25 protein-coding genes are annotated in these 25,996 nt (G+C 63.2%); 14 read left to right on the forward strand and 11 right to left on the reverse strand.

Annotated features, from left to right (window positions below; genetic code table 11):
• Position 1: 1 nt before the first annotated feature.
• Positions 2-916 (forward strand): bifunctional helix-turn-helix domain-containing protein/methylated-DNA--[protein]-cysteine S-methyltransferase, encoded by a 915-nt coding sequence (locus tag I554_RS0110095; protein WP_024576748.1) that lies wholly within the window; start codon positions 2-4, stop codon positions 914-916.
• A gap of 4 nt (positions 917-920) precedes the next feature.
• On the opposite strand, the gene I554_RS0110100 is transcribed toward I554_RS0110095, so the two are convergent.
• Positions 921-1,541, reverse strand: coding sequence for a 2,3-bisphosphoglycerate-dependent phosphoglycerate mutase (locus I554_RS0110100; RefSeq protein WP_024576749.1), 621 nt, complete (start codon positions 1,539-1,541; stop codon positions 921-923).
• 27 nt (positions 1,542-1,568) lie between these two features.
• The gene (dapB, locus tag I554_RS0110105; protein WP_024576750.1) at positions 1,569-2,384 is read right to left on the reverse strand and encodes a 4-hydroxy-tetrahydrodipicolinate reductase; all 816 of its coding nucleotides are present in this window, start codon (positions 2,382-2,384) and stop codon (positions 1,569-1,571) included.
• Between the two features lie 152 nt (positions 2,385-2,536).
• Here dapB and I554_RS0110110 point away from each other — a divergent pair, with 152 nt between their 5' ends.
• Positions 2,537-3,529, forward strand: coding sequence for a hypothetical protein (locus I554_RS0110110; RefSeq protein ID WP_024576751.1), 993 nt, complete (start codon positions 2,537-2,539; stop codon positions 3,527-3,529).
• 168 nt (positions 3,530-3,697) lie between these two features.
• On the opposite strand, the gene I554_RS0110115 is transcribed toward I554_RS0110110, so the two are convergent.
• The 6 genes from I554_RS0110115 to dnaK form a co-directional block, all read right to left on the reverse strand.
• Entirely contained in the window at positions 3,698-4,003 is a 306-nt protein-coding gene (locus I554_RS0110115) for a DUF1330 domain-containing protein (RefSeq protein WP_024576752.1), read from the reverse strand.
• A gap of 16 nt (positions 4,004-4,019) precedes the next feature.
• Positions 4,020-4,727, reverse strand: coding sequence for an orotidine-5'-phosphate decarboxylase (gene pyrF, locus I554_RS0110120; protein ID WP_024576753.1), 708 nt, complete (start codon positions 4,725-4,727; stop codon positions 4,020-4,022).
• Positions 4,728-4,733: 6 nt separating this feature from the next.
• Positions 4,734-5,315, reverse strand: coding sequence for an NAD(P)H-dependent oxidoreductase (locus I554_RS0110125; RefSeq protein WP_024576754.1), 582 nt, complete (start codon positions 5,313-5,315; stop codon positions 4,734-4,736).
• 190 nt (positions 5,316-5,505) lie between these two features.
• Positions 5,506-6,105, reverse strand: a complete 600-nt coding sequence (locus I554_RS0110130; RefSeq protein ID WP_024576755.1) for an rRNA adenine N-6-methyltransferase family protein — start codon at positions 6,103-6,105, stop codon at positions 5,506-5,508.
• Between the two features lie 254 nt (positions 6,106-6,359).
• A complete protein-coding gene (gene dnaJ / locus I554_RS0110135) occupies positions 6,360-7,496 on the reverse strand; it encodes a molecular chaperone DnaJ (RefSeq protein WP_024576756.1) in 1,137 nt (378 codons plus the stop codon).
• A gap of 90 nt (positions 7,497-7,586) precedes the next feature.
• Positions 7,587-9,488, reverse strand: coding sequence for a molecular chaperone DnaK (gene dnaK, locus I554_RS0110140; RefSeq protein ID WP_024576757.1), 1,902 nt, complete (start codon positions 9,486-9,488; stop codon positions 7,587-7,589).
• Positions 9,489-9,832: 344 nt separating this feature from the next.
• Here dnaK and I554_RS0110150 point away from each other — a divergent pair, with 344 nt between their 5' ends.
• Positions 9,833-10,765 (forward strand): hypothetical protein, encoded by a 933-nt coding sequence (locus I554_RS0110150; protein ID WP_024576758.1) that lies wholly within the window; start codon positions 9,833-9,835, stop codon positions 10,763-10,765.
• Positions 10,766-10,770: 5 nt separating this feature from the next.
• On the opposite strand, the gene grpE is transcribed toward I554_RS0110150, so the two are convergent.
• Together grpE and hrcA are read right to left on the reverse strand one after the other, a co-directional pair.
• Positions 10,771-11,364 (reverse strand): nucleotide exchange factor GrpE, encoded by a 594-nt coding sequence (gene grpE / locus I554_RS0110155; protein WP_024576759.1) that lies wholly within the window; start codon positions 11,362-11,364, stop codon positions 10,771-10,773.
• An 89-nt stretch (positions 11,365-11,453) separates the two neighbouring features.
• Positions 11,454-12,545: a heat-inducible transcriptional repressor HrcA gene (gene hrcA, locus I554_RS0110160; RefSeq protein ID WP_024576760.1), complete on the reverse strand. Its 1,092-nt coding sequence runs from the start codon at positions 12,543-12,545 to the stop codon at positions 11,454-11,456.
• A 172-nt stretch (positions 12,546-12,717) separates the two neighbouring features.
• Here hrcA and rph point away from each other — a divergent pair, with 172 nt between their 5' ends.
• The 3 genes from rph to hemW are packed head-to-tail and all read left to right on the forward strand — an operon-like array spanning position 12,718 to position 15,266.
• A complete protein-coding gene (rph, locus tag I554_RS0110165) occupies positions 12,718-13,434 on the forward strand; it encodes a ribonuclease PH (protein ID WP_006023335.1) in 717 nt (238 codons plus the stop codon).
• Between the two features lie 43 nt (positions 13,435-13,477).
• The gene (rdgB, locus tag I554_RS0110170) at positions 13,478-14,119 is read left to right on the forward strand and encodes an RdgB/HAM1 family non-canonical purine NTP pyrophosphatase (protein WP_024576761.1); all 642 of its coding nucleotides are present in this window, start codon (positions 13,478-13,480) and stop codon (positions 14,117-14,119) included.
• Complete coding sequence (gene hemW / locus I554_RS0110175) at positions 14,109-15,266, forward strand: radical SAM family heme chaperone HemW (protein WP_024576762.1); 1,158 nt, start codon at positions 14,109-14,111, stop codon at positions 15,264-15,266. The genes rdgB and hemW overlap by 11 nt, the downstream gene beginning before the upstream one ends.
• Before the next feature lie 165 nt (positions 15,267-15,431).
• Here hemW and I554_RS0110180 read toward each other — a convergent pair whose 3' ends face one another.
• Entirely contained in the window at positions 15,432-16,619 is a 1,188-nt protein-coding gene (locus I554_RS0110180) for a penicillin-binding protein activator (protein WP_024576763.1), read from the reverse strand.
• 172 nt (positions 16,620-16,791) lie between these two features.
• On the opposite strand from I554_RS0110180, the gene rsmI reads away from it, so the two are divergent.
• The 8 genes from rsmI (at position 16,792) to I554_RS0110225 (ending at position 25,991) form a co-directional block, all read left to right on the forward strand.
• Complete coding sequence (gene rsmI, locus I554_RS0110185; protein ID WP_024576764.1) at positions 16,792-17,736, forward strand: 16S rRNA (cytidine(1402)-2'-O)-methyltransferase; 945 nt, start codon at positions 16,792-16,794, stop codon at positions 17,734-17,736.
• Positions 17,723-18,184 (forward strand): YraN family protein, encoded by a 462-nt coding sequence (locus I554_RS0110190; RefSeq protein ID WP_034461802.1) that lies wholly within the window; start codon positions 17,723-17,725, stop codon positions 18,182-18,184. Before rsmI ends, I554_RS0110190 begins: the two co-directional genes overlap by 14 nt.
• Before the next feature lie 88 nt (positions 18,185-18,272).
• Positions 18,273-19,214: a glutathione synthase gene (gene gshB, locus I554_RS0110195; protein ID WP_024576766.1), complete on the forward strand. Its 942-nt coding sequence runs from the start codon at positions 18,273-18,275 to the stop codon at positions 19,212-19,214.
• Between the two features lie 173 nt (positions 19,215-19,387).
• The gene (locus tag I554_RS0110200; protein WP_024576767.1) at positions 19,388-20,221 is read left to right on the forward strand and encodes a hypothetical protein; all 834 of its coding nucleotides are present in this window, start codon (positions 19,388-19,390) and stop codon (positions 20,219-20,221) included.
• A gap of 150 nt (positions 20,222-20,371) precedes the next feature.
• Positions 20,372-21,352 carry an MBL fold metallo-hydrolase gene (locus I554_RS0110210; protein WP_024576768.1) on the forward strand — a complete coding sequence of 327 codons (981 nt, stop codon included), beginning with the start codon at positions 20,372-20,374 and terminating at the stop codon, positions 21,350-21,352.
• Between the two features lie 116 nt (positions 21,353-21,468).
• A complete protein-coding gene (locus tag I554_RS0110215; protein ID WP_024576769.1) occupies positions 21,469-23,007 on the forward strand; it encodes a YifB family Mg chelatase-like AAA ATPase in 1,539 nt (512 codons plus the stop codon).
• A gap of 113 nt (positions 23,008-23,120) precedes the next feature.
• On the forward strand, positions 23,121-23,585 hold the full coding sequence (locus I554_RS0110220) for a hypothetical protein (protein WP_024576770.1): 465 nt from the start codon (positions 23,121-23,123) through the stop codon (positions 23,583-23,585).
• Between the two features lie 153 nt (positions 23,586-23,738).
• The gene (locus tag I554_RS0110225) at positions 23,739-25,991 is read left to right on the forward strand and encodes an ATP-binding protein (protein ID WP_024576771.1); all 2,253 of its coding nucleotides are present in this window, start codon (positions 23,739-23,741) and stop codon (positions 25,989-25,991) included.
• Positions 25,992-25,996 lie beyond the last annotated feature (5 nt).

The raw sequence follows: 25,996 nt of genomic DNA on the forward strand, positions 1-25,996 counted from the left end.
CATGATGAACACCGCGATGAAATCCATGCTCGCCGATCTGAAACTCGCAAAGCCCTCCAAGCAGGGCGCGGCACTGCGTGACTATGATTCGGTCCGCCGGGCGATCGGATTCATCTCCGAGCAGTGGCGCACGCAGCCGACCATTGAAGCGATGGCGGACGCCGCGCATCTGACGCCCGACGAACTGCATCATCTGTTCCGGCGCTGGGCAGGACTGACGCCGAAGGATTTCATGCAGGCCCTGACCCTCGACCATGCCAAGCGGCTGTTGCGCGATTCCGCCAGTGTGCTGGATGCCGCTTATGACTCCGGTCTGTCAGGTCCCGGACGGCTGCATGATCTGTTCGTGACGCATGAGGCGATGTCGCCGGGCGAATGGAAGAAGGGCGGCGAAGGCATGACGCTGCGCTACGGCTTCCATCCCTCGCCGTTCGGCATGGCCGTGATCATTGCCAGCGAGCGCGGGCTTGCAGGCCTGGCGTTCGCGGATGAAGGCGAGGAAATGCCGGCGCTGGCCGACATGCAGCGGCGCTGGCCGCTGGCGACCTACATCGAGTCGTTCGCCGAGACCGCACCACTGGCGAAACGGATTTTCGATTCCTCGCAATGGCGCGAGGACCAGCCGCTGCGCGTGGTGCTGATCGGCACCGACTTCGAAGTCCGCGTCTGGGAGACGCTGCTGAAGATTCCGATGGGTCGCGCCACCACCTACGGGGATGTCGCCTGCAAGATCGCAAAGCCGAAGGCCTCCCGGGCCGTCGGCGCGGCCGTCGGCCGCAATCCGATCTCGTTCGTGGTGCCGTGCCACCGGGTGATCGGCAAGAGCGGCGAACTCACCGGCTATCACTGGGGCATCACGCGCAAGCGCGCGATGCTCGGCTGGGAAAGCGGACAGGCGGCAGGGCTGACAGCTTAGGCCGTTACGCCAGATCGACGACCGATGCGACGGTGGAATCGGCGTTGAGCCGGTAGACAACCGGCGCGCCGGTGCCGAGTTCGCGCTTGAGAATCTGATCCGGCGTCAGCTTTTCCAGCACCATGATCAGCGCCCGTAGCGAATTGCCGTGGGCTGCGACCAGCGTGCGCTGGCCGCGCAGCACACAGGGCAGAATCTCCTGCACATAGTAGGGCAGCGTCCGCGCCAGCGTATCCTTCAGGCTCTCGCCGCCAGGCGGCGGTACATCGTAGGACCGCCGCCAGACCAGCACCTGCTCCTCGCCCCACTTGGCGCGGGCATCGTCCTTGTTGAGACCCGACAGATCGCCATAGTCGCGTTCGTTCAGCGCCAGATTGCGCGTGATCGGAATCCCGGTCTGGCCCATTTCCTTCAGTGCAAGATCGAGCGTGGTCTGCGCGCGCGTCAGAACCGACGTGAAGGCGACATCGAACGTCAATCCCTGTTCCTTCAGCTTGCGGCCCGCGCCGATGGCTTCCTTGACGCCAAGTTCGGTGAGACCCGGATCTTTCCAGCCGGTGAAAAGATTTTTCAGATTCCATTCGCTCTGGCCGTGGCGCACGAGCACGAGAAGACGATCGCTCATTATTTCAATTCCGGTTCGATGATGAATTCAGGAGGCGCCGATGCCGAGCACATCGGCCATGGTGTAGAAGCCGGGCTTCTTGCCCTGCGCCCACATCGCCGCCTTCAGCGCGCCGCGCGCGAAGATCATGCGATCCTCCGACTTGTGGGCAAGCTCGATGCGTTCATAGGGCCCGGCGAAAATCACCGTGTGATCGCCTGTGGCGGTGCCGCCGCGCAGCGTCGCGAAGCCGATGTCACCCGGAATACGTGGGCCGGTATGACCATCCCGCGCGCGGACCGACCGCTGATCGAGATTGACGCCGCGCCCGTCCGCAGCGGCCTGGCCGAGCAGATAGGCGGTGCCTGACGGGGCATCGATCTTCTGCTTGTGGTGCATCTCGAGAATCTCGATGTCGAAATCCTCGTCGAGCGACTTCGCCACCTGCTTCACCAGCGCCGCCAGCAGATTGACGCCAAGGCTCATGTTGCCGGACTGCACGACGACGGCCTGCGAGGTCACGCTGCGGATCACAGCGTTATCCGACGCCGACAGCCCGGTGGTGCCGATGACATGGACAATGCCGCGCTGAGCCGCGATCGCGACATTGGCGATGGTCGCGGCTGGGACGGTGAAATCGAGGATGCCGTCGGCATTCTTCGACAGGGACCAGAGATCGCCGGACAGTTCGATCCCGTTGGGCGCCAGCCCCGCCAGCACGCCGGAATCCTGCCCCAGCAACTCCGAGCCCGGCGCCTCCAGCGCCCCGGCCAGCGTGGCTCCCGGGGTCTCGGCAATGGCGCGGATCAGGGTCCGCCCCATCCGGCCACCGGCTCCAGCAACAATCAGGCGCATATCGGCCATTTCCAGCCCTCAAACCCGTTCCAAGACTTGCTTTTGGCGGTATAGCGGCGCCAAGCCACGGCGGCAACCTTGCACGGCTGGACTGCCTTGCCCCGGTTCATGTGCGAGTCACGCTCGCGGGCTATTGAAACACCCTTCTGAGGAAGATTGCCATGCGCCACCTGCCCGCCCTCTCCGGATTGATGCTCATCATCGCAACCGCGTTGAACCCTGCTTCCGCAGCGGAGCGGATCGGCGGCGACAGCGCGTTCTCGTTCGTGGCGCTCGGCGACATGCCCTACAACCTGCCGGAGGACTACGCGAAGTTCGACCGGCTGATCGCCGCGGTGAACGCGCTCAAACCCGCCTTCACCCTGCATGTGGGCGACATCAAATCCGGCGGACTGCCGTGCAGCGACGAGGTCCTCAAGAAATCATACGACCAGATCCAGACCTTCGAGGGCGCACTGGTCTATACCATCGGTGACAACGAGTGGCTCGACTGCCATCGCAAGGCCGCCGGCGGCTACAATCCCCGTGAACGCCTTGCGAAACTTCGCGAGATGTTTTTCGCAACGCCTGCGAAATCTCTCGGCAAGACGCCGCTTGATGTGGAGAGCCAGACACTGCTGATGCCGGAATTCTCAACCTACGTCGAGAACACGCGGTTCGCCAAAAACGGCGTGATGTTCTTCACCGCGCATGTGCCCGGCTCGAACAACGGCTTCGAGGCGCAGGACCCCGAAGCAGCGCCGGAATTCTTCGCCCGCGATAAGGCCAATGTCGCCTGGATCAACGCGAGCTTCGCCAAGGCTATCGCGGATAATGCCAAAGCCGTTGTGATGTTCGTGCAAGCGGAGTTCGACGAGTCACGCTTTCCGAACGGGGCGATGCCGCGCCAATCCGGTTTTACCAACACGCTCGACGCCATCGAGGCCGGCGCGAAAAGCTTCGGCAAGCCGGTGCTGCTGATCCACGGCGACGAGCACTATTTTTCAATCGCGCCGCTGCGCAACAGCAAGGGCAAGCCGATCCCCGGCGTCAACAAACTGATGGTCTACGGCGACACCCTGGTCCACGCCGTGCGCGTGGTGGTCGATCCGGACAGCAGCAACGTGTTCGGCTTCATTCCGCTGATCGTGCCCGAGAACGGGATGGGAAAGTAAAACACATTGCGCGAAGTGGCCGATGCAATCAGCGCGTCGTCATTGCGAGCCGACGGCCGGCTTCGCCGGCCCGATGATATACTCCGCGAAGCAATCCATCTTTCTTAGCAGAAACTGGATTGCTTCGTCGCAAGTGCTCCTCGCAATGACGATTTGCTCTAACCGCGCTTACGGCTGTTCGCCATCGTAGCCTTCGACAATCACGATCTCGCCCTCGGAATGCGGTGCGCGCGCCTTCACGAGAGCGGCGTATTCCGGCGAGTGATAGCAGGCGAGCGCGGTCGCGTAGTCCTTGAATTCGATCACGACATTGCGCGAACGCGCCGGGCCTTCGTGGGCCTCGTGGGTACCGCCGCGCACCAGAAACTTCGCGCCGTATTTCTTGAACACCGCGCCATTGTGCGCGACATAGTCGCGCCGATAGGCATCGAGGTCATGCACATCGATCCGCGCAATCCAGTAACCCTTGGCCATTGTTGTCTCCTTTTTATTAGCCGCCCGCCTGCGCGATTTCGGACACAATCGCTTCCGCCGCCGCCTTCGGATCGGCGGCTTCCACCACCGGGCGGCCGACCACGAGATAATCCGCACCCGCCGCGATGGCGCGGCCCGGCGTCATGATACGCTTCTGATCACCCACCGCACTGCCTGCGGGGCGAATGCCCGGTGTCACCAGCGCCATCTGCGCGCCAATGATGCCGCGCACGGTGGCGGCCTCTTCGCCGGAACACACAAGGCCATCAATACCGAGCGTCTGCGCCTGCAAGGCACGCGCCTCGACCAGATCGGAGACGCCGAAGCGGAAACCCGCCGCGTGCAGATCGTCATCGTCGTAGGACGTCAGCACCGTGACCGCGAGAATCTTCAACGACGATCCGCGCGCCTCGACCGCCGCCTTCATGGTCTGCGGATAGGCATGCACCGTGAGGAACGTCGCACCGAGCTTCGCAACGCTCTCGACGCCTTTGGCGACCGTATTGCCGATGTCGTGCATCTTGAGATCGGCGAACACCTTCTTGCCGCGCTCAGCCAGTTTCGGCACTAGTGAAAGCCCGCCGGCATAAGCAAGCTGGTACCCGATCTTGTAGAACGTCACGCTGTCGCCGAGCCGCGCGATCAGCGCCTCCGCGGCCTCCACGCTGGAGAGATCGAGCGCGACGATCAGCCGGTCGCGGGTTTCAACATGTGCGGGCTTCATGCGGTCTCACATCATCTGCTGGGAAGTGTCGATCAGCTGGCGCAAGGTTCCGCGCAGCAGTTCGGCATCCGCAGGATCCTTCAGCCGGTCCATGTCGTCGAAAGCCTGATCGGCGAACGACAGCCCCATCTGCTTCGGGACCACCGTCGCGCCGCAGCCCAGCGCCAGAATCTGGCGCAGCGCCATCAGCACACGAAGCCCGCCGAATTTTCCGTCCGACGCCGCCCCGATCGCGAACGCGCGCTCGCGAAACACCTGGCCGAACGTCTCGTTGCGGTCGCGCACCCGCGTCACCCAGTCGATGGCGTTCTTCAGCAGCGGCGGCACCGACGAATTGTATTCCGGACTGACGATGAAGACGCCGTGATGCGCGCCGATCATGCGCTTGAGATCGACGGCGTTGGCCGGCACGCCGGATTTCTGTTCGAGGTCACCATCGTAGATCGGCAGCGGATAATCGCTGAGCGAGATTCGCGTGACATCGACGTCGAGCAGCGCCAGTTCCTTGACGGCGACAGCGGCCAGCCGTGCGTTGATCGAGCCGGTGCGCGTTGAGCCGGGAATGACGAGGATTTTCAGCGCTGCCATGGCGTCAGAACTAGAGCGTTTTCTGACGAAGGGAAAGCCGGTTCAGCGTCTTCTTCACCTCTCCCGTGGGGAGAGGCCGACGCGCGAAGCGCGGCGGGTGAGGGCGTAGAATCCATCGACAGATTGAGAGCCCCTCACCCCAACCCTCTCCCCCACAGGGGAGAGGGAGCACATCGTGCTCGTCGGGATGTCACCCCTTGCGATAGACCCAGACCCGCGCGGGCGGCAGGTTCATCCAGACCCGCTCGGACGCCTGGGTGTGGATTCCCGGGAGCGACTTCGGGATCGGCGGTGCCACCGAATAGGTGAACTGGATGAAGGGCGCGCCCGCTTCCATCTTCTGGAAGGCGTCGCGCATCAGCTTCAGGCGGACCAGCATCGGCTTGGTGACCAGCGGCAAGCCGGAGGCCATTGCGGCGGCGGGCTCCTTCAGGTCAGCCAGCGTCTGATCGAGATTGTAGGCATCGCCCTGAATGACCATGGCCTGCGGATAGCGTTCACGCAGCAGCGCGCAGAAGCCGGGATCGAACTCCACCAGCACCAGGCGTTTCTCGGCGATGCCGTGAGCGATCAGCGCGTCGGTGATGGCTCCGGTGCCCGGACCAAGCTCAATGACGGGTCCAGTGGAATGCGGATCGACATAACGCGCCATCGTGCGCGCGAGCGCCTTGCTGGAGGGCATCACTGCGCCCATGTGCAGCGGCTTTTCAATCCAGGAGCGGAGAAAACGAACTTCGTCGTCGAGACGAAGCGGCTTTTTCAACGCACGCGCAGTGGATTGGGGAGCCATGATACTTCCAGCGGAGCCCGGGGAGGGGCGAGGCGTCAAATTTCCTTCACAATGGGGTACCGACGCAAGCAAAAAGCGTCAAGAACGCCGCCAGTGTCCCGAATCCGAAGTTCGCCAGGTTTTGCAGCAAGTTCCGTAGCGAACTTCGGATTCAAAGGGACACTGGGTAACTATGATTCTAGTGATCCCTTGGTTCTGGCATTCGTAAAAGTGCCTGCGAGAGAGGCGGTACGAATGCCAGAACCAAGGGATCACTATGGCGAATTGGCGCGGGTTCCGAAGAAGTCCTTGACCATCTTGAAGAAACCGGCCGCCTCCGGCTGGGTGTCGCCCGACGACAGCTTTTCGAACTCCGCCAACAGTTCTTTCTGCTTCTTGGTCAGGTTTTGCGGCGTTTCGACCACGACCTGCACGTACATGTCGCCCGTCTGCCGGGAACGCAGCACAGGCATGCCCTTTCCACCAACGCGGAAGCGGCGGCCGGACTGGGTGCCCGACGGCACCTTCACCTTGGTCTTGCCTTGGTCGATGGTCGGCACTTCGAACTCGCCGCCCATCGCCGCCGTCACCATCGAGACCGGGACGCGGCAATGCAGATCGGCGCCGTCGCGCTGGAAGAACTTGTGCGCCGCCAGCGACAGGAAAATATAGAGATCGCCCGCAGGACCACCCTGAACGCCCGCCTCGCCTTCGCCGGCGAGACGAATGCGGGTGCCGTCCTCGACGCCCGGCGGAATGTTCACCGACAGCGAGCGCTCCTTCTGAACGCGGCCCTGCCCCGAACAGGACGCGCACGGCGTTTCGATCATCTGGCCGCGGCCCTGACAGCCGGGGCAGGTCCGTTCAAGCGTGAAGAAGCCTTGCGCCTGGCGAACACGCCCGGCGCCGCCGCACATCGAACAGGCCTTCGGCTTGGTGCCGGCCTTGGCGCCGGTGCCGGAGCATGTCTCGCAAGTGACCGCGACGGGAATGTTGATCTGCGCAGTCTTGCCGGAGAATGCCTCCTCCAGCGTGATTTCCATATTGTAGCGCAGGTCCGCGCCGCGCTCGCGGCCGCCACGGCCGCCGCGCTGTCCGGCCATGCCGAACAGGTCTTCGAAAATATCGGAGAAAGAAGACGCAAAGCCCGCGCCGAAGCCGTGCGCATGGCCGTTGCCATTGCCCTGCTCGAACGCGGCATGGCCATAGCGATCGTAGGCGGCACGCTTGTTGCCGTCCTTGAGGATCTCGTAGGCCTCGGAGATTTCCTTGAACTTGTGCTCGCAGGACGGGTCGCCCGGATTCTTGTCCGGGTGCCATTTCATCGCGAGCTTGCGGAAGGCCGACTTCAGGCCGGCTTCATCGACAGAACGTTCGACTTCCAGTGTCTCATAATAGCAGGCCTTAGACATGGCTAATCTGGGTCATGCGAGTCTGGATGTGTGAGTGGTTCGGTTCACCACGAAAGGCCTCCCCTTGAAGGGGAGGCCGGTCGTGTACAGTTACGCGGACTTCTTGTTGGTCTTATCGTCGTCGACTTCGGTAAACTCGGCGTCAACGACATCGTCCTTCGCAGCATCCTTGGCGGCGTCCGCCTCGGCCTGCTGCGTGTACATTGCCTCGCCGAGCTTCATCGAAGCCTGAGCGAGGGTATTGGTCTTCGTCTTGATGGCTTCTGCATCGTCGCCCTTCAGGGCTTCCTTCAGATCCGCCAGCGCGTCTTCTATGGCCTTGCGCTCGGGCTCGCCGACCTTCGATCCGTGCTCGGCCAGCGCCTTCTCGGTGGAATGCACCAGCGCGTCGGCATGGTTCTTGGCGTCGACCGCCTCGCGGCGCTTCTTGTCCTCGGCCGCATTGGCTTCGGCGTCCTTGACCATCTTCTCGATATCGCTGTCAGACAGTCCGCCGGACGCCTGAATGCGAATCTGCTGTTCCTTGTTGGTCGCCTTGTCCTTCGCCGACACGTTGACGATGCCGTTGGCGTCGATGTCGAACGTGACCTCGATCTGCGGCATGCCGCGCGGCGCCGGCGGAATGCCCATCAGGTCGAACTGACCGAGCATCTTGTTGTCCGCCGCCATCTCGCGTTCACCCTGGAACACGCGAATGGTGACCGCGCCCTGGTTGTCCTCGGCGGTCGAGAACACCTGGCTCTTCTTGGTCGGGATCGTGGTGTTGCGCTCGATGATGCGCGTGAACACACCGCCCAGCGTTTCGATGCCGAGCGACAGCGGGGTCACGTCGAGCAGCAGCACGTCCTTGACGTCGCCCTGAAGCACGCCGGCCTGAATCGCGGCGCCGATGGCGACGACTTCATCAGGGTTGACGCCCTTGTGCGGCTCCTTGCCAAACAGCTGCTTCACGACTTCCTGCACCTTCGGCATGCGCGTCATGCCGCCGACCAGAACAACCTCGTTGATTTCGGCCGCCGAAAGACCGGCGTCCTTGAGCGCCTTGCGGCACGGCTCGATGGTCTTCTGGATCAGGTCGTCCACCAGCGCCTCGAACTTCGCGCGGGTGAGCTTCATGGTCAGATGCTTCGGACCGGACGCGTCCGCCGTGATGAACGGCAGATTGATTTCGGTCTGGGTCGTCGACGACAGTTCGATCTTGGCTTTTTCAGCGGCCTCTTTCAGGCGCTGCAGAGCGAGCTTGTCGTTACGCAGGTTGATGCCCTGCTCCTTCTGGAACTCGTCCGCCAGATAGCCAACGAGACGCATGTCGAAGTCTTCACCGCCGAGGAACGTGTCGCCGTTGGTGGACTTCACCTCGAATACGCCGTCGCCGATCTCGAGGATCGAGACGTCGAACGTGCCGCCGCCGAGGTCGTAAACCGCGATGGTGCCGTTCTTGCTCTTGTCGAGACCGTAGGCGAGCGCGGCAGCGGTCGGCTCGTTGATGATGCGCAGCACTTCAAGGCCGGCGATCTTGCCGGCGTCCTTGGTGGCCTGACGCTGGGCGTCGTTGAAATAGGCAGGCACGGTGATGACCGCCTGATCGACCTTCTGGCCGAGATGAGCTTCCGCGGTCTCCTTCATCTTCTGCAGAATGAAAGCAGAGACCTGCGAGGGCGAATAGGTCTGGCCGTCGGCCTCGACCCAGGCGTCGCCGTTGGAAGCTTTTACAATCTTGTAGGGGACAAGCTTCTTGTCCTTTTCGACCGTCGGATCGTCGTAGCGGCGGCCGATGAGGCGCTTGACGGCGAAGATGGTGTTTTCCGGATTTGTTACTGCCTGGCGCTTGGCCGGCTGACCGACGAGGCGCTCACCATCGTCAGTGAAGGCAACGATGGACGGGGTCGTCCGCATGCCTTCGGCATTCTCGATCACTTTCGGCGATTTGCCGTCCATCACGGCCACGCACGAATTCGTGGTGCCGAGATCGATCCCAATGACCTTTCCCATGGTCCTCTAGTCCTTCTTTTTGCGGCAGGTTGGCTGGGCCCTGACGGCGCACCAATCCAAACCCCCAAGTATCAAATATTCGCGACGTTGCGACGCTCCGCCTCATATAGGAGGGGGGCATGGGCCCGCAAGGACCGGCCCTTGTAAACAGCCGGGAAAATGAATTCCGGCAGGCCCCGTGAGCCCTCCCTCCGGGCGCGGAAAGCCTCCGCGAATGCGTCAATTTGCAACGATTCGGGCCTTGATCTGTTGGCCCGGCGCAGAAACAGTCAAAGCCTCGCAACGAGACCATCTCGCGCCGGACCGACCATCGAACGGCCTCAATACGACATCAGTCAGGTTTCATGAAAACAATCGCCCGCGTCCTTGCCATTGCCGCCATCACCATGGCCTCGCCCGCCCTTGCCGCTGATCCTGTGTTCCCGTCGGGTGCGCGGGTTGGGCTGGTGCCCGCTGAAGGGCTGAATGTGGCCAAGGAATTCCTCGGCTTCGAATCCGATGACCAGAAGATCAAGGTCGGAGTAGCCGAGATTCCACCCGAGGCTTTCGCAGCGGTCGAGACTGCCGTGAAAGAGGGCAAGGCACCCCCCGCCGGCGCCAAGCCGGAAGCCTTCGACACCGCAGCAGGCAAAGCCTTCATTACCTCGGATACCGGCAAGGACGGCGCAACCACCGTCCGGATGTATTCGCTGATCGTGTCTGGCGACAAGTTTACGGGATACGTTATCGCGCAAGCGCGCGAGGACGCGGCGAAACCGCTTTCCGACGAGGCCGTTCGCAAGATGCTGGCGTCGACAAAGCTGCGCAAAGACGTTCCGGTCGACGAGCAGCTCAGCCTGATGCCGTTCAAGATCGGTGAACTCGGCGAGTTCAAGACCGTTCGCACCCTGGCGCCGCGCTCGTCGATCCTGCTGACTGACGGCACCGAAGACACGACGCTGGATGGTGCGCCTTACATGGTGATCGGCCTGACCGCGGCGGGTCCGGCCTCGCCGGAAGATCGCGGGCGCTTCGCGCAGCAGACCGCTGCCACCATTCCCGGCATTCGCAACGCGCGCATCACATCGAACGAGCCGCTGCGGATCGAGGGCACGCCCGGATACGAAACCCGGATCGATGCGGTGGCCGGCAAGAACGATACACCGGTGACCGTGGTGCAGTGGCTGAGATTCGGCGGCGGATCATCGCTGCGGATCATCGCCAGCGCGACCCGCGACGAATGGCCGAAGGCGTTCCCGCGATTCCGCGCGGTCCGCGACGGCATCGATCCGCGCTAGAAGAACTAGCTCTTCGCGCCGCCCTTGGACACAGCAACCAGCGCCGGACGCAGCACGCGATCGCCGATGGTGTAACCGCCCTGCACGACCTGCACGACGGTTCCCGCAGGGACCGAGGAATCCGGCACCTCGTACATCGCCTGATGGAAGTTCGGATTGAACTTCTCGCCGAGCGGATCGAGCTTCTGCACGCCGTTCTTTTCCAGCGCCTTGTGCAGCGCCTTCTCGGTCAGTTCGACGCCTTCGATCAGGCCTTTGAGGCCTGCATCGGCCGCTTCGCGCGCCTCTGTCGGCACCGCATCCAGCGCACGCTGGAGATTATCGGCGATGTCGAGCACGTCACGCGCGAACGCCGTGATGCCGTAAGTGCGCGCATCCGTGACTTCCTTCGCCGTGCGCTTGCGCAGGTTTTCCATCTCCGCAAGCGTGCGGAGCGTGCGGTCCCTGGCCTCGGCGACTTCCTTGGTGAGCGCCTCGACCGACCCTTCCTCCGGATCGTCCGGCATCACGTAAGGCTTTGAGACCACAGGTTCCTTGTCGTTCGCCGCTTCCGGCGCAGACGCGTCCTGCGGTTCCTTTTGCCCGTTGGAATTGGCCATTACTCACCTTTTCAGAAAATCGTCATCGCGAATGTGTGATTGTTAGCCCGCATATCGTGCTTTGGAGGCGGAAAATCAAGCGCGAAGCGTTATTTGCCGATCAGCTGACTGACGATCCGGGCGGCATAATCCACCGTCGGAATGACCCGTGCATAGTTCAGCCGCGTCGGGCCGATCACACCCAGCACACCAACGATATGGCCTGCGCCGTCGCGATAGGGCGCGATAATGGTCGAGGAGCCGGACAGCGAGAACAGCTTGTTTTCGGAACCGATGAAGATGCGCACGCCGTCGGCGCGTTCCGCGCGGCCAAGCAGGTCGATCACGCCTTTCTTCGCTTCAAGGTCGTCGAACAAGAGCCGCACCCGCTCGAGATCCTCCATCGCGTGAAGATCTTCCAGAAGATTGGCATGACCGCGAACGATCAGTTGCCGCTCGTCGCTGGCGCCGCCCGACCAGCTGGCGATTCCTGCTGCAATCACCTTCTGCGTGAGCTGATCGAGCTCGCTGCGTCCCGCCGTCAGCGCGGCTTCGAGTTCGCTGCGCGCTTCGGCCAGCGTGCGCCCGCGAATTCGCGAATTGAGAAAATTGGAAGCTTCCGTCAGCGCCGACGACGGCACGCCCGGCGGCAGCGGCAGCACGCGGTTCTCGACCTGACCGTCTTCCGCCACCAGCACGACCAGCGCCTGCGTCGGTTCCAGCCGCACGAATTCGATATGCTTGAGCCGCACATTCGACTTCTGCGTAAGGACCACAGCGGCTGCGCGGGTCAGACCCGACAGCCGTGTCAGCGCTTCGCTCAGCGCGGCTTCGACTGACGTTGCTCCGCCGACGGATTTAAGCTGGCTTTCGATCGACTGCCGCTCCGGCTCGGTCAGATCCCCGACCTGCATCAGCGCATCGACGAAAAAGCGCAGGCCGAGTTCGGTCGGCAGCCGGCCCGCGGAGGTGTGCGGCGCGTAGATCAGTCCCAACTGCTCAAGATCCGACATCACGTTGCGCACCGAGGCCGGAGACAGCGGCATCGTGATAAGGCGCGAGATGTTGCGTGAACCCACCGGCTCGCCAGTGGCCAGATAGCTCTCGACGATCTGGCGGAAGATATCCCGCGACCGCTCGTTGAGCTGCGCCAGTCCGGCGTTCGGCGTGATCAGATGGCCTATCGGGTCGTGGTGGGCCAAAATCGGGCTCCAAACGGGTTGTTCCTGCTACAATTGTCCATCGCGCGGCGCCATGACAAGCGTCATTCTGCGAACATCCTTATCGGCCCTTCATCTTCCCTTGCCGCTGCGGCCCCAACCCCCTAAAAGCAGCGCCAAATCGACGTTTCCCTATGTTTCTGGAGGATATCTCATGCGGCCGAGCCGTCGCGCGCCCGACGAACTGCGCCCCGTCACGCTGGAACGCGGCGTGGTCAAATACGCCGAAGGTTCCTGCATGGTGAAATTCGGCGATACCCATGTGCTGGTCACCGCAACGCTGGAAGATCGCCTGCCGCCATGGCTGAAAGGTCAGGGCCGCGGCTGGGTCACCGCCGAATACGGCATGCTGCCGCGCGCCACCCATGAGCGCATGCGCCGCGAGTCCGCCGCCGGAAAACAGAGCGGCCGCACCGTCGAGATTCAGCGCCTGATCGGCCGCTCACTGCGCACCACCGTGGATCTCGTTGCGCTAGGCGAACGTCAGATCACGGTGGACTGCGATGTCATTCAGGCCGACGGCGGCACCCGCACTGCGTCAATCACCGGCGCCTGGGTCGCTCTTGCAGATTGCCTGCAATGGATGAAGGCCCGCAACATGCTGAAGAACGACAACGTGCTGCGCGACAACGTCGCCGCGATTTCGTGCGGGATCTACAACGGCACGCCGGTGCTCGACCTTGATTACGCGGAAGACTCCGAGGCCGAGACCGATGCGAACTTCGTCATGACCGGCGACGGCCGCATCATCGAAGTCCAGGGCACCGCCGAAAAGACGCCATTCTCACAGGAGGAGTTTCTCAACCTGATGGCGCTGGCCAAGAAGGGCATCGCCCGGCTGGTCGACCTGCAAAAAATGGCGGTAGCGTAATTTTCCCGCTTTCAACCGCGCTTCTCAGGGATAAGCATTGCGCATGAGTGATCATCGCCGAATCACCGGCCGCCTTGTGATCGCGACCCACAATCCCGGCAAGCTCGCCGAGATGCGCGAGCTGCTGGCACCGTATGGTGTTGAAGCGGTGTCCGCGGCGGAACTCGGCCTCGCCGAACCGATTGAGACCGGCACGACCTTCCAGGCCAATGCCCGCATCAAGGCCGTGGCCGCGGCACAGGCGACGAAACTTCCGGCCTTCGCCGACGACTCGGGCCTCGCAGTCGATGCGCTCGATGGCCAGCCCGGAATCTATTCGGCGCGCTGGGCCGGAGATGACAAGAATTTTCTCGCAGCGATGTCGCAGATCGAACGCCTGTTGCAGGAGCGCGGCGCGAAGGAGCCCGCACAGCGCAAGGCACATTTCGTATCCGCGCTGTGCGTGGCATGGCCGGACGGACACCTGGAAGACGTGGAAGCGCGCGTCGACGGTACGCTGGTCTGGCCGCCGCGCGGCACCGCCGGCTTCGGCTACGATCCGGCGTTTCTGCCGGACGGCCACAGCCGCACCTTCGGCGAGATGACCAGCATCGAGAAGCACGGCCTGCCGCCGCACGGCATGGGCCTGTCCCATCGCGCCAAGGCCTTCGTGAGACTCGCGGAGATGTGCCTCGATGAGCGCTGACACGAAACAGGCCTTCGGTGTTTACGTCCACTGGCCGTTCTGTCTGTCGAAGTGTCCGTACTGCGACTTCAACAGCCATGTGCGTCATGCGCCGATCGACGAGTTTCGTTTTGCCCGTGCTTTCGAGCGCGAAATCGAGACCACCGCCGCGCGCACGCCCGGCCGCGAGGTCACGTCGATCTTCCTCGGCGGCGGCACCCCGTCGCTGATGCAGCCGCAGACCGTCGGCGCGATCCTCAACGCCATCGCCAGGCACTGGCGCGTCGCCAGCGACGTCGAAGTAACGCTCGAGGCCAATCCGACCAGCGTCGAGGCCACGCGCTTCAAGGGCTATCGCGCAGCGGGTGTGAATCGTGTCTCCCTCGGCGTACAGGCGCTCGACGATGCATCACTGAAGGCGCTCGGGCGCCTGCATACGACGCGTGAAGCGCTCGACGCGGTTGCCATCGCGCGCTCGGCATTCGACCGTTATTCGTTCGATCTGATCTACGCGCGTCCCGACCAGACCCCGCGGATGTGGGAAGACGAACTCAAGCTCGCGGTGGCGGAAGCCGCCGAGCATCTGTCGCTGTATCAGCTCACCATCGAGCCGGAGACACCGTTCTTCGGTCTGCATGCCGCCGGCAAGCTCAAGATCCCCGACGAGGCCGTGGCGCGCGCACTCTATGACGTGACGCAGGATGTCTGCGCCAAACTCGGCCTGCCCTCCTACGAGATCTCCAATCACGCGCGGCCAGGCGCGGAGTGCAAGCACAACCTCGTCTACTGGCGGGGACAGGAATATGCCGGCATCGGTCCTGGTGCACATGCCCGTCTCGATATCGACGGTATCCGTCACGCCATCGCCACCGAGAAGCGGCCGGAGACCTGGCTGATGCGCGTCGAGGCGCAGGGGCATGGCGTGATCAGCGACGACCTGCTCAACAGCGAAGAGCGCGCCGACGAATATCTGCTGATGGGGCTGCGTCTGGCGGAAGGCATCGATCCGGTACGCTATCGAGCGCTGTCGGGCCGCGCGCTCGATCCGAGGCGGATCGAAATCCTGCGGGATGAGGGCGCAATCGCCGTCGATCCCGACGGGCGCGTGCGGGTGACGATGCAGGGATTTCCGGTGCTGGACGCCGTGGTCGCGGATCTGGCGGCTTAGTAAAATCTTTTCTGGACCACAGCATCGCTGCACGATCTGCTCCCTCTCCCCGGCGGGGAGAGGGTTGGGGAGAGGGGCTCTCAATCTATCGAGAGATTCTACGCCCTCACCCGATGCACTTCGTGCATCGACCTCTCCCCACGGGAGAGGTAAAGAAAAAACTTTCTACGCCCCAAAACTCTTCGGCGATCCGGCGACAATCTGTCCGCCGCCGGCCGTGACGCGCATCACCGCCAGACCGCGCTCATTGGTGCCGTCGCTGCGGAATCGAAACAGCCCGTCGATACCTGCAAAACCTGACGGATTGGTCAGGACCTCCGGCGAAAACCGCTGGCCGCCCTGTGTTCGCGCGAGCGCCGCAACCAGCGCAACTCCATCATAGGCAAGCGTGGCGGTCCGGACCGGATCACCGCTGTACTTCGCACGGTAGCGCTGGGAAAAGCTGCGGAAGCCGGATGGATCGGGCGCAGCATAAAGCCCGCCGCGCAAATTGGTGTTCGCGAACACGCGGGGATTGTCCCAGAGACCCGTGCCGAGCAATTGCACACGCTTGAGATCAGCTCCGCCCGCGGCAAGCGAATCCGCAACTCCGGCCAGCGCGTCGCCATCGTCAGCGAGCAGCAACGAATCCGCATTGGTTAGCGCCTGGCCGATGGTCGCTGCGGGTTGCGCGCGATCGGCGCCGTATTTCTCAAACGCGGCAATGCGCCCGCCCCGGCGCGGGACGGCCTGCTTGAACGCGGCTTCGACCACGTTGCCGTAGGCATTTTCCGGCAGCAGGGCTGCGAAGGATCGCTTGCCGGTGCCTGCGGCGTATTCAACGATCCGGTTGACGTCCGACTCGGGAAGAAAGCTCAGGAGATAGACGCCGCGTCCGGCAACGCTCGAGTCAGTCGAGAACGCGATCATCGAGATACCGCGATTGCGCGCGACCTGCGCGGCGGCCGGCACCGACTGGGCGAACAATGGCCCGAGAATGATTTCAGCGCCTTCATCGACGGCCTGCTGCGCACCCTGCTGTGCGCCCTGAGGCGTCCCGTTATCGTCCTTGATCAGAAGCTGGATGTTCGGATTCTGGAATTCGGCGAGCGCCAGTTCTGCGGCGTTGCGCATCGATTGCGCGGCCACGGCGGCATTGCCGGATGCGGACAGCGGCAGCAGCAGCCCGACCTTGACCTGGCCGCTGCCCACCGCCGCCGGCTGCTGTGGCGGGCCGGCAGGCTGCTCGCCACCGGAGAACGGCGACTGCATTCCGGCGCAACCGGCAAGGAGAGGCGCCCCCAGAATCAGGCCGACAGCACTGCGGCGGGTCGCGCCGGTGCGTGGAGGCTTTGGAGTGAACGGCGCAACCATCATTGTCTTCCGGGTATCGATCCTCAGACACGTGTGGAAGAGGATTCAGGCATATTGTCGGCTATAAGCGAGCCGGATCAAAGGCTTTTTGCACATTCCAGCACAACCGGAGATGAACAGCTATTGCAGGTGCGAACAAGACGCGGCGGCGCTGCCGCGCTAGATTGCCCCGATGCGCACCAAATCATCTCCCGCTTCACTACCTGATTCCGACTCCACCCGCAGTTTCGCGATCGCAGGGCAGCTTGTGCATGCGCCGAAAGCCGCGCCTGGCCTGTATCTGGTCGCAACGCCCATCGGCAACCTCGGCGACATCACGCTGCGCGCACTGGAAACCCTCGCCGGCGCCGACATTGTGGCCTGCGAAGACACCCGCATCACACGGCGGCTGCTTGAACGATTCTCCATCGCCGCACCGCTGATGCAGTATCACGAGCACAACGCCGCAGCGGCGCGGCCGAAGATTCTGGAGAAGCTCGCGGAAGGTGCGTCCATCGCGCTGGTGTCCGATGCCGGAACGCCGCTGATTTCCGATCCCGGCTTCAAACTGGTGCGTGAGGTCAGCGCGGCGGGTTTCCCGGTGATCGCATTGCCGGGACCGTCGTCGGTGCTGACGGCGCTATCGGTGGCGGCGCTGCCGACGGATCGCTTTTTCTTCGAGGGCTTCCTGCCGTCGAAACAAAATGCACGCCGCACCCGCCTCGCCGAGCTTGCGCGCATCGACGCAACATTGGTGATGTTCGAGAGCGGCGCACGGGTGCAGGATTCTCTGCAAGATCTTGCTGGCGTCATGGGCGAGCGCGAAGCCGCGATCTGCCGCGAAATGACCAAGCTGCATGAGGAGGTGCGCCGCGCGACGGTGAATGAACTCGCGGCGATCGCCGACACGCTGGAGACGCGCGGCGAATTCGTTCTGGTGATCGGGCCGCCCGCCGCCGACGCCGGGCTGATGAGCAATGATGCGCTCGACGATCTGCTGCGCTCCGCGTTGGCGAACGGTAGCGTCAAGGATGCAGTCGCGCAGGCAGTCGACGCATCGGGTCGCGCCAAGCGCGAGGTCTATGCCCGCGCGCTTGAACTCTCGAAGGAAACGCGGAGCGGCGATGACGCGGAATAGCGATCCGCCACCGCGAACGCTCAAGACGCGCGGCACTATCGCGCCAACGAATTCAGCGCACGAGGACCGCCCAGCAAAAATTCCCTCGCCTGCGCGCGTGGCCGCGTTCCAGACCGGCATGTCTGCCGAGAGTAAGGCCTGCGTTTACCTGATCGCCAAGGGGTATCGTATTCTGGCGCGTCGGTTTCGTACGCCCTATGGCGAAATCGACGTCGTTGCACGGAGGCGGGGACTACTCGCCTTTGTCGAGGTCAAGGCGCGCGCCTCGCTGGACGACGCGGCGTACTCCGTCACTCCCCAACAGCAGCGGCGCATTGTCGCCGCCGCCCAGTTCTGGCTGATGACGCATCCCGAGCATGCGGATTTCGAAATGCGCTTCGATGTGGTCCTGATCGCGCCGAAGCACCTGCCAAAGCACCTGATGGCGGCGTTCGATGCCAGTGTCTGACGGGCAGGGTTGCGCGGATTTGTTCTGGAAAGATCGCGCCAAATCGCACAGATTGCCGCCGCAACAGGTCAACAGTCAGGTTTAAAGCATGAAGCTGAACGTCGCCGTCCAGATGGACCCCATCGCACGGATCAACATTCGCGGCGACTCGACATTCGCGCTGCTGCTCGAAGCGCAGAAGCGCGGCCATGCGCTGTCCTACTATACGCCGGAAAAACTGTCCCTGAAGGGCGAGCAGCTGGTTGCGGCAGTCCAGCCGCTGACCGTGCGCGATCAGGAAGGCGATCACTTCACGCTGGGCGATGCCACGCGCGTCGATCTCGAATCCTTCGACGTGATCCTGCTGCGGCAGGACCCGCCGTTCGATCTCGCCTACATCACCACGACGCATTTCCTCGAACGCATCCATCCGAAGACGCTGGTTGTCAACAATCCGGCCAGCGTGCGCAACGCACCGGAAAAAATATTCGTGATGGAGTTTGCGGACCTGATGCCGCCGACGCTGATTTCGCGCGACAAGGACGAGATCAACGCATTCCGCGCCGAGCATGGCGACGTGGTGATGAAGCCGCTTTACGGCCATGGCGGTGCGGCGGTGTTCCGGATCACGCCGAACGACATGAATTTTGGTTCGCTCTACGACATGTTCTCGGTGACGTTCCGCGAGCCGTGGGTAATCCAGCGCTTCCTCCCCGAAGTGAAGCATGGCGACAAGCGCATCATCCTGGTCGACGGCGAATTCGCCGGTGCGGTCAATCGTGTCCCCGCAGCGGACGATCTGCGCTCCAACATGGTGCGCGGCGGCGCGGCCGCTGCAACCGATCTGTCGCCACGCGAGCGCGAAATCTGCGCACGGCTGGGACCCGCGCTGCGCGAGCGCGGCCTCCTGTTCGTCGGCATCGACGTGATCGACGGTCATCTGACCGAAATCAACGTCACTTCGCCCACCGGCATCCGCGCGATTGCCCGGCTCGGCGGGCCCGATGTTGCGGCAAAGATCTGGGATGTCATCGCCGCCAAGCGCCGCTGAAAATTTCTGATGAATAATGACGCCATCGCCTGTCAGCGATCCCTGTCGCGCCACGCGTCTGCGATGCATTTGATGGCCTTAATCAATTGCTGACCACCTTCTGCCAATCTCGCGGCAGGGGGAGTGTGCCGCTACCGGATACGCGGTATGCGTGCACCGAAACGGGCTGGCCAATGGCAATTGAAGTCTTCAACGGCACATCGATTCCGCGCGAGTTGACCACCGCTGCGATGGAATTCCTGTGGGTCAAGTGGAAAACTCTAAACGATACCAATGACTTGACCCTGCAGCGGCTGACAGAGGAAAGCTCCTATCAGCTTCGCGCCAACTCCATTCATCTGCTCACGATCAATGACGACTTCGTCTACATGTACGTGGGCGAGGCGGTTCAGGCCAACGCCAGCGAACATCTGGCAGGCAGCCTGCTGTCGCAGCAGGTCAATCCGCTGAAGCGGGAATTCGCCGACGTCTATCGTCAGGTGGCCAAGCGCCTCACCCCCGCCTTCGTCCGCTTTACCGCAACCTGGTCGCAAACCGGCCAGCTCTGGCAGCGCCTGATCCTGCCGATCAAGGTCACCGACGGCGCCGTTATCCTCGTGGTCTATTCGGAGCTGATCAATCATCAGACCGAGATCTACGATCACCTGTTCCGCACCGCGCCAGATGCGATGATCATCGCCTGCCCCATCACCAATGATGCCGGTCACGCCATCGACGGCTGGGTGCTGATGATGAACGACCGCTCACGCCATCTGCTGAAATTCGACGGCACCATCGGCAACCTGCGTCTGACCCAGTTGCCGCAATTCGCCGGTGTCGATATCTGGGGCCGGCTCTACGCACCGAAATCCGCCGCCGCCGCAACGCCGGTGACCACCGCGGACTTCAATGTCGATATCATGCGCTTTCCGCATGTGTTCGGACTTCGCATCTCGCCGAAGGTCGACGACAGGGACGTCACGCTGGTTCCGCACGCCAGCGCCCACGCCGCAAATCAGCCCGCCTGATTTTTCGAGACATTCCAGTTCGCCAATTTTGAAGCCGGCGTGACACTGCGCATGCGTGCGCATGCCGGTCCTTGCCAGTGCATCGCAACGCGCCTCATAATCGCGACCGCGACCATAAGCGGCCAACAACAAAATTCAACGGAGGAACGCATGACGATTGATGTTTCGCGACGATCTCTCCTTGCTCTTGGTGCAGGACTCGGCGCAAGTCTTGGCGCAACAATGATGAGCGGCGCTGCCATGGCGCGCGCGCCAAAGCTCGGCACGCAGGCTCCCTACTTTCATCGCTTCACGCTCGGCGACGCCGAAGTCACGGTGGTTTCCGACGGGCCGCTGCCGCTCGGCGATCCATCCGGCACATTCCTCGGCGTGCCGAAGGAAGACGTGCAGAAGATGCTGAGCGATAATTTCCTCAGCCCCAGCAATGTCGTTCTCGAACAGAACGCGCCGATCGTGAATTTCGGCGAACGCATTGTCCTGTTCGACACCGGCATGGGCACGTCGAAACTTTTTGGACCGACCACCGGGCGTTTGCAGAAGAGCATCACCGAGGCCGGTCTCAAGCCGGAGGATGTCGATGCGATCGTTTGCTCGCACGCGCATATCGATCATATCGGCGGCATTGTCGATGAAGGCGGCAAGCCGCTGTTTCCGAATGCGCAGGTCTACATCAGCCAGGCCGATCTCGAGTTCTGGACCGACGAAAAGAAACTGGACGGTCCACTCAAGGATTTCATCGCACACGCCCGCAAGAACCTGATGCCGGTGCGCGACCGCATCGTGTTCTTCAAGGACGGCCAGGAATTCCTGCCGGGCATCACCGCGATAGCCGCGCCCGGCCACACCTTCGGCCACCACATCTTCATGATCCAGTCGGGTGGAAAGTCGTTCGCATTCCTCGGGGATCTCACCCACCATCAGGTGCTGCTGCTGGAGCGGCCGAAGATGGAGTTCGCCTACGACTCCGATCCGAAGATGGCCGCGGCCACCCGGGTCAAGCTGCTGGACACGATCGCGGCCAACAAGACGGCGGTGATGTCCTATCACTTCCCATGGCCAGGCTACGGCCATGTTGTGAAGGCCGGCGAGGGCTTCCGCTACATCCCCGAGCCGATGATCATGAATCTCTGACTGCTGACCTGCGGCAGAAGGCACGTCCTCCTGCCGCAGGTTTCCCCCGAATGTTCCCTAAATGTTCTTGCGCTCCAGAAAGTTCCTGCTAGGGTTGTGGCGGGGGCGAGGGAGCCATGGTTCAGCGCGTTTCCACGGTGGCGTTTGAAGGCATCGAAGCCCGCACGGTGGACGTGCAGGTTCAGGTCGCGCCCGGATTGCCCGCTTTCACCATCGTAGGCCTGCCAGACAAGGCAGTGTCTGAAGCCCGCGAACGAGTGCGATCCGCCCTGATCGCCTCGGGCCTTGCGCTGCCGGCCCGGCGAATCACCGTCAATCTGGCGCCCGCCGACCTGCCCAAGGAAGGCAGTCATTACGATCTCCCCATTGCCCTCGGGCTGATGGCTGCCATCGGCGCGATCCCGCCCGATGCGCTGAGCGGATTTACGGTACTCGGTGAGCTCGGGCTCGATGGCTCGATCGCGCCTGTCGCGGGCGTGCTTCCCGCAGCGATCGGAGCGAACGCGCGCGACGAGGGACTGATCTGCCCGGCGGCCTGCGGCGCGGAAGCGGCTTGGGCCAGCCCCGAAATTCAGATCGTTGCCGCGGCGTCGCTGATTCAGATCGCCAACCACTTCAAGGGCACACAGGTTCTGACGCGGCCCGAGCCGAAGATCACCGAACGCCAGATCGCATCGCTCGACCTGCGCGACATCAAGGGCCAGGAAAGCGCCAAGCGCGCGCTGGAGATCGCCGCCGCCGGCGGTCATCACTTGTTGATGATCGGATCGCCCGGCGCGGGAAAGTCGATGCTCGCGGCGCGGCTGCCCTCGATCCTGCCGCCGCTGTCGCCGTCCGAACTGCTCGAGATTTCGATGATCGCATCTGTCGCGGGCGAAATCGAAGGCGGCGCATTGACGGCGCGGCGGCCGTTCCGCGCGCCGCATCACTCCGCAAGCATGGCCGCGCTGACCGGCGGCGGCATGCGCGCAAAACCCGGTGAAATTTCGCTGGCCCATCACGGCGTGCTGTTTCTTGACGAACTGCCGGAGTTCGATGCACGCGTGCTGGATTCGCTGCGCCAGCCGCTGGAGAACGGCGAGGTCGCGGTGTCGCGCGCCAACCATCGCGTGACATACCCCGCGCGTTTCATGCTGGTGGCGGCGATGAATCCCTGCCGCTGCGGACATGCCTATGAACCCGGCTATTCCTGCAAGCGCGGCCGCATCGACCGATGCACCGCGGATTATCAGGGCCGTATTTCCGGACCGCTGATGGATCGCATCGATCTGCGCATCGAAGTGCCGGCCGTGACCGCATCCGACCTGATTCTTCCGGCGCCTGCGGAAGGCTCCGCTGAAGTTGCGGCGCGTGTCGCCGCGGCCCGCGCCGTTCAGATCGCGCGCTATGCGGCCTTGGGCCTGCCGCACGTCCGCACCAACGCGGAAGCGCCGGCCGCGGTGCTGGAAGAGATCGCGCAGCCCGATGCGCAGGGGCAAAAGCTGCTGCGCGACGCCGCAGAAACCATGCGGCTGTCGGCACGCGGCTATCACCGCGTGCTGCGGGTGGCGCGCACCCTCGCCGACCTCGACGGCGCGGACACCATCGGGCGGCTTCATCTCGCCGAGGCCCTGTCCTACCGCGCGCTGGCTGAAGATTTACGCCGCGCGGCGTAGCTCATATCCACGCCCGCAAACCCTTCAGTAACGATCTCTCTTTACACTTCAAAAACCATAAACCGCCCTGTCGTGGCGGCTTTGGCGGTAACCCGTGTTGCGAGTAGCGTCCCATGTTGCGTGTGAAGATCCTGGCTTCGACCATTCCGCTGCTGCTGGCCGGCGTGGTTGCCGGCGGAGAGTTGGTTCCGGGCGCGAGCCCCTGCATCGCGCTGGGCCGGGCTTCGATGCAGATCGCAACCGGCCCATGGCAAAATCCGCTTCATGTCTCCTTCACCGACGATCCGGAAGTCGCCACCGTGCGGGTTCAGGTGGTCGACAACGCCGACATGGCGGACTTCGCCGTGATCGACGGCCTGCAGACCGCCGAGACAGATAGTTGCACGGTCTCCCGTCATACAACATTCGTCAGCATCGTCGATCACGCTTCAACATCCGATCCGGTGATCTATCTGTCCCAAGAATCCGGCGCGGACTACCGGATCTTCGTGCAATCGCGGACGTTCAGCCCGCGCGACGCAGCCGCCCTCGTGGTCAGCGCCGGGCACAACGTCCGCCTGGCCGAGCGGTCGATGTGACGCCGCAGCGATCTATCCCGGCGTTAACGCCTCGTTAGCCACGTTTGGATCGCCGCCGGCGATCCGCGCGCGCTTCAAACTCTTCGAAACATCCCCAACACATTCTTGCGCGGACTTTCCTCACGCACGATCCCAACCGCGGAGCGGACACCAATGCTGCGAGCCTTGCGCATCCGATCCCGGCTTCGCCCTTTTTCCCGCCGGCATCCCTGGATCAGCGCCACGATCCGCTCGGTGATGATTTTCTCCGCAGCTTTTGGCGGAGCCTACGGGTTCATTACCGGAAGCCGCAGCGAGACCTACGATCCGCACAGCTTCGCCCTCGGTGCGAGCTTCCTGTTCGCGCTGGCCTGTCTGGCGCTTGCCACGCTCAGCATGCGGATGCGCTGGCTGCGGAAGAAGATGCGCAAGATCGAACTGCACAATGAAGCGCTGGCCGACCGCAACTGGGAACTGAAGGGCGCCGAGGAACATGCGCGCAGCCTGTTCGAATCCCAGAGCGACCTGATAGTGCTGCGCGACAGCGACGGAATCATCACCTCAGTGAACGACGCTTACTGCGCCCTCGCACGCAAACCGCGCGAGGCTCTGATCGGGACACGGTTCACGCTTCCCGTGCTGGAACAGGGCGCCGTTGCGATCGAGCCGAACGGGACACGGGCTCACGACCAGAAGATCGATAGCGCGATGGGTCCGCGCTGGGTCGCATGGCGCGAGGGCCTTGTGCGCGGCGATGCCTATCAGCCCGCCGATCTGCAATGCGTCGGCCGGGATGTGACGGACCGCGCCGAGACCGAAAGGGCTCTTGCCGAAGCGCGCGACATCGCCAATTCCGCCAACCGGGCGAAGTCGAAATTCCTCGCCATGGCGTCGCACGAGATCCGCACACCGCTGAACGGCATCATCGGCATGAGCAACCTGCTGCTCGACACAGCACTGACCGCAGAACAGGCGACCTACGCGAAGGCGGTGAAGACATCCGGCGACGCCTTGATGGCGCTGATCGACGAGCTTCTCGATTTCTCCAAGATCGAAGCAGGCAAGATCGATCTCGAACACCGGCCGTTTGCACTCGCAGCAATGATCGAGGAGATCACCGAATTGCTCGCGCCCCGTGCGCAGGCGCGCAAGCTCGAGATTGCATCCTATGTCGACGAGCGGTTACCGGCCGAGGTGATTGGCGACGCGGCGCGGCTGCGGCAGGTCCTGCTCAATCTCGCCGGCAACGCCATCAAGTTCACGCCCGCCGGCGGCGTCGCCCTGATCGTGGAGCCTGGAATCTGGCCCGGTGAGATCTCCTTCCTTGTCCGCGACACGGGCATCGGCATCGCGCCGGAAGCGCAGCAGCGGATCTTCCGAGAGTTCGAACAGGCCTCCGAGGGTACGGCGCGCAATTACGGCGGGACGGGTCTGGGGCTCAGCATCAGCGAGCGTATCGTCCGGCGCATGGGCGGGCGGATCACGCTGGAAAGCGCCGAAGGCGCCGGTGCAACATTCGCGTTCTCGATTCCGCTCGCGCCGGCAGCGCACAGCGATGGCGTTGCGTCGCCCTTCCTCGCACCCGATCTGACAGACAGGTCGGTCATGCTGGTCGGCCCGCAGTCGATCGAAGCCTCGCTGATTGCCCGGCGCCTGGGACGCTGGGGCGCACAGACCTGCACGGTGGCGGACGCCGCCATCGCACGCGCATTGCTGCCGGAGCGTTCGTGGTACGCAATCCTCGTCGATTGCACGAGCGGCGATGCGCAGTTGCAGGATTTCGCCGAGACCGCCTCACGCCATGCCATGCACCGGATTGCGATGTTTACGCCGTCGGCGCGCCGCGATATCGCGCCCGGCATGATGGCTCTGTTCACGGGATATCTGGTGAAGCCGCTGCGTGCGACATCGCTGGCTGCACGTCTGTCGATGCCCGGCGCAGCGCTGGTGCCGGAACTTCCTGACGACACCGAAGCTGCGATCGAATCCTCGACTATTGTCTCGCAGCAGATTGCGCAGCGTCCGCTCTCGATCCTTGTTGCGGAAGACAATGAGATCAACGCGCTCCTGATCCGGTCGTTGCTGACGCGCATGGGTCATCGCCCGGTCATCACCACCGACGGCGAGGAGGCCCTGGAGTCATGGCTGGCTGCAGACGGCGCCGGCACGCCTTACGATGTGGTGCTGATGGACATCCATATGCCGAAGCTGGACGGCATCGCGGCCACGAAACGAATTCGCGCGTTTGAGGCGGAGCGCAGCCCGCAACGAACGAGAATTCTTGCGCTAACGGCAAACACCCTGGTGGATGATCGCTATGCCTGCTTCGAAGCGGGCATGGACGGCTTTCTGGTCAAGCCGCTCGACCGCGACAAGCTGACGGATGCACTGGCGGCAACTGCGTCATCACGCACGGTGAATGCCTGAACCCC

Source organism: Afipia sp. OHSU_II-C1, from assembly GCF_000497575.1.
Lineage (GTDB): Bacteria > Pseudomonadota > Alphaproteobacteria > Rhizobiales > Xanthobacteraceae > Afipia.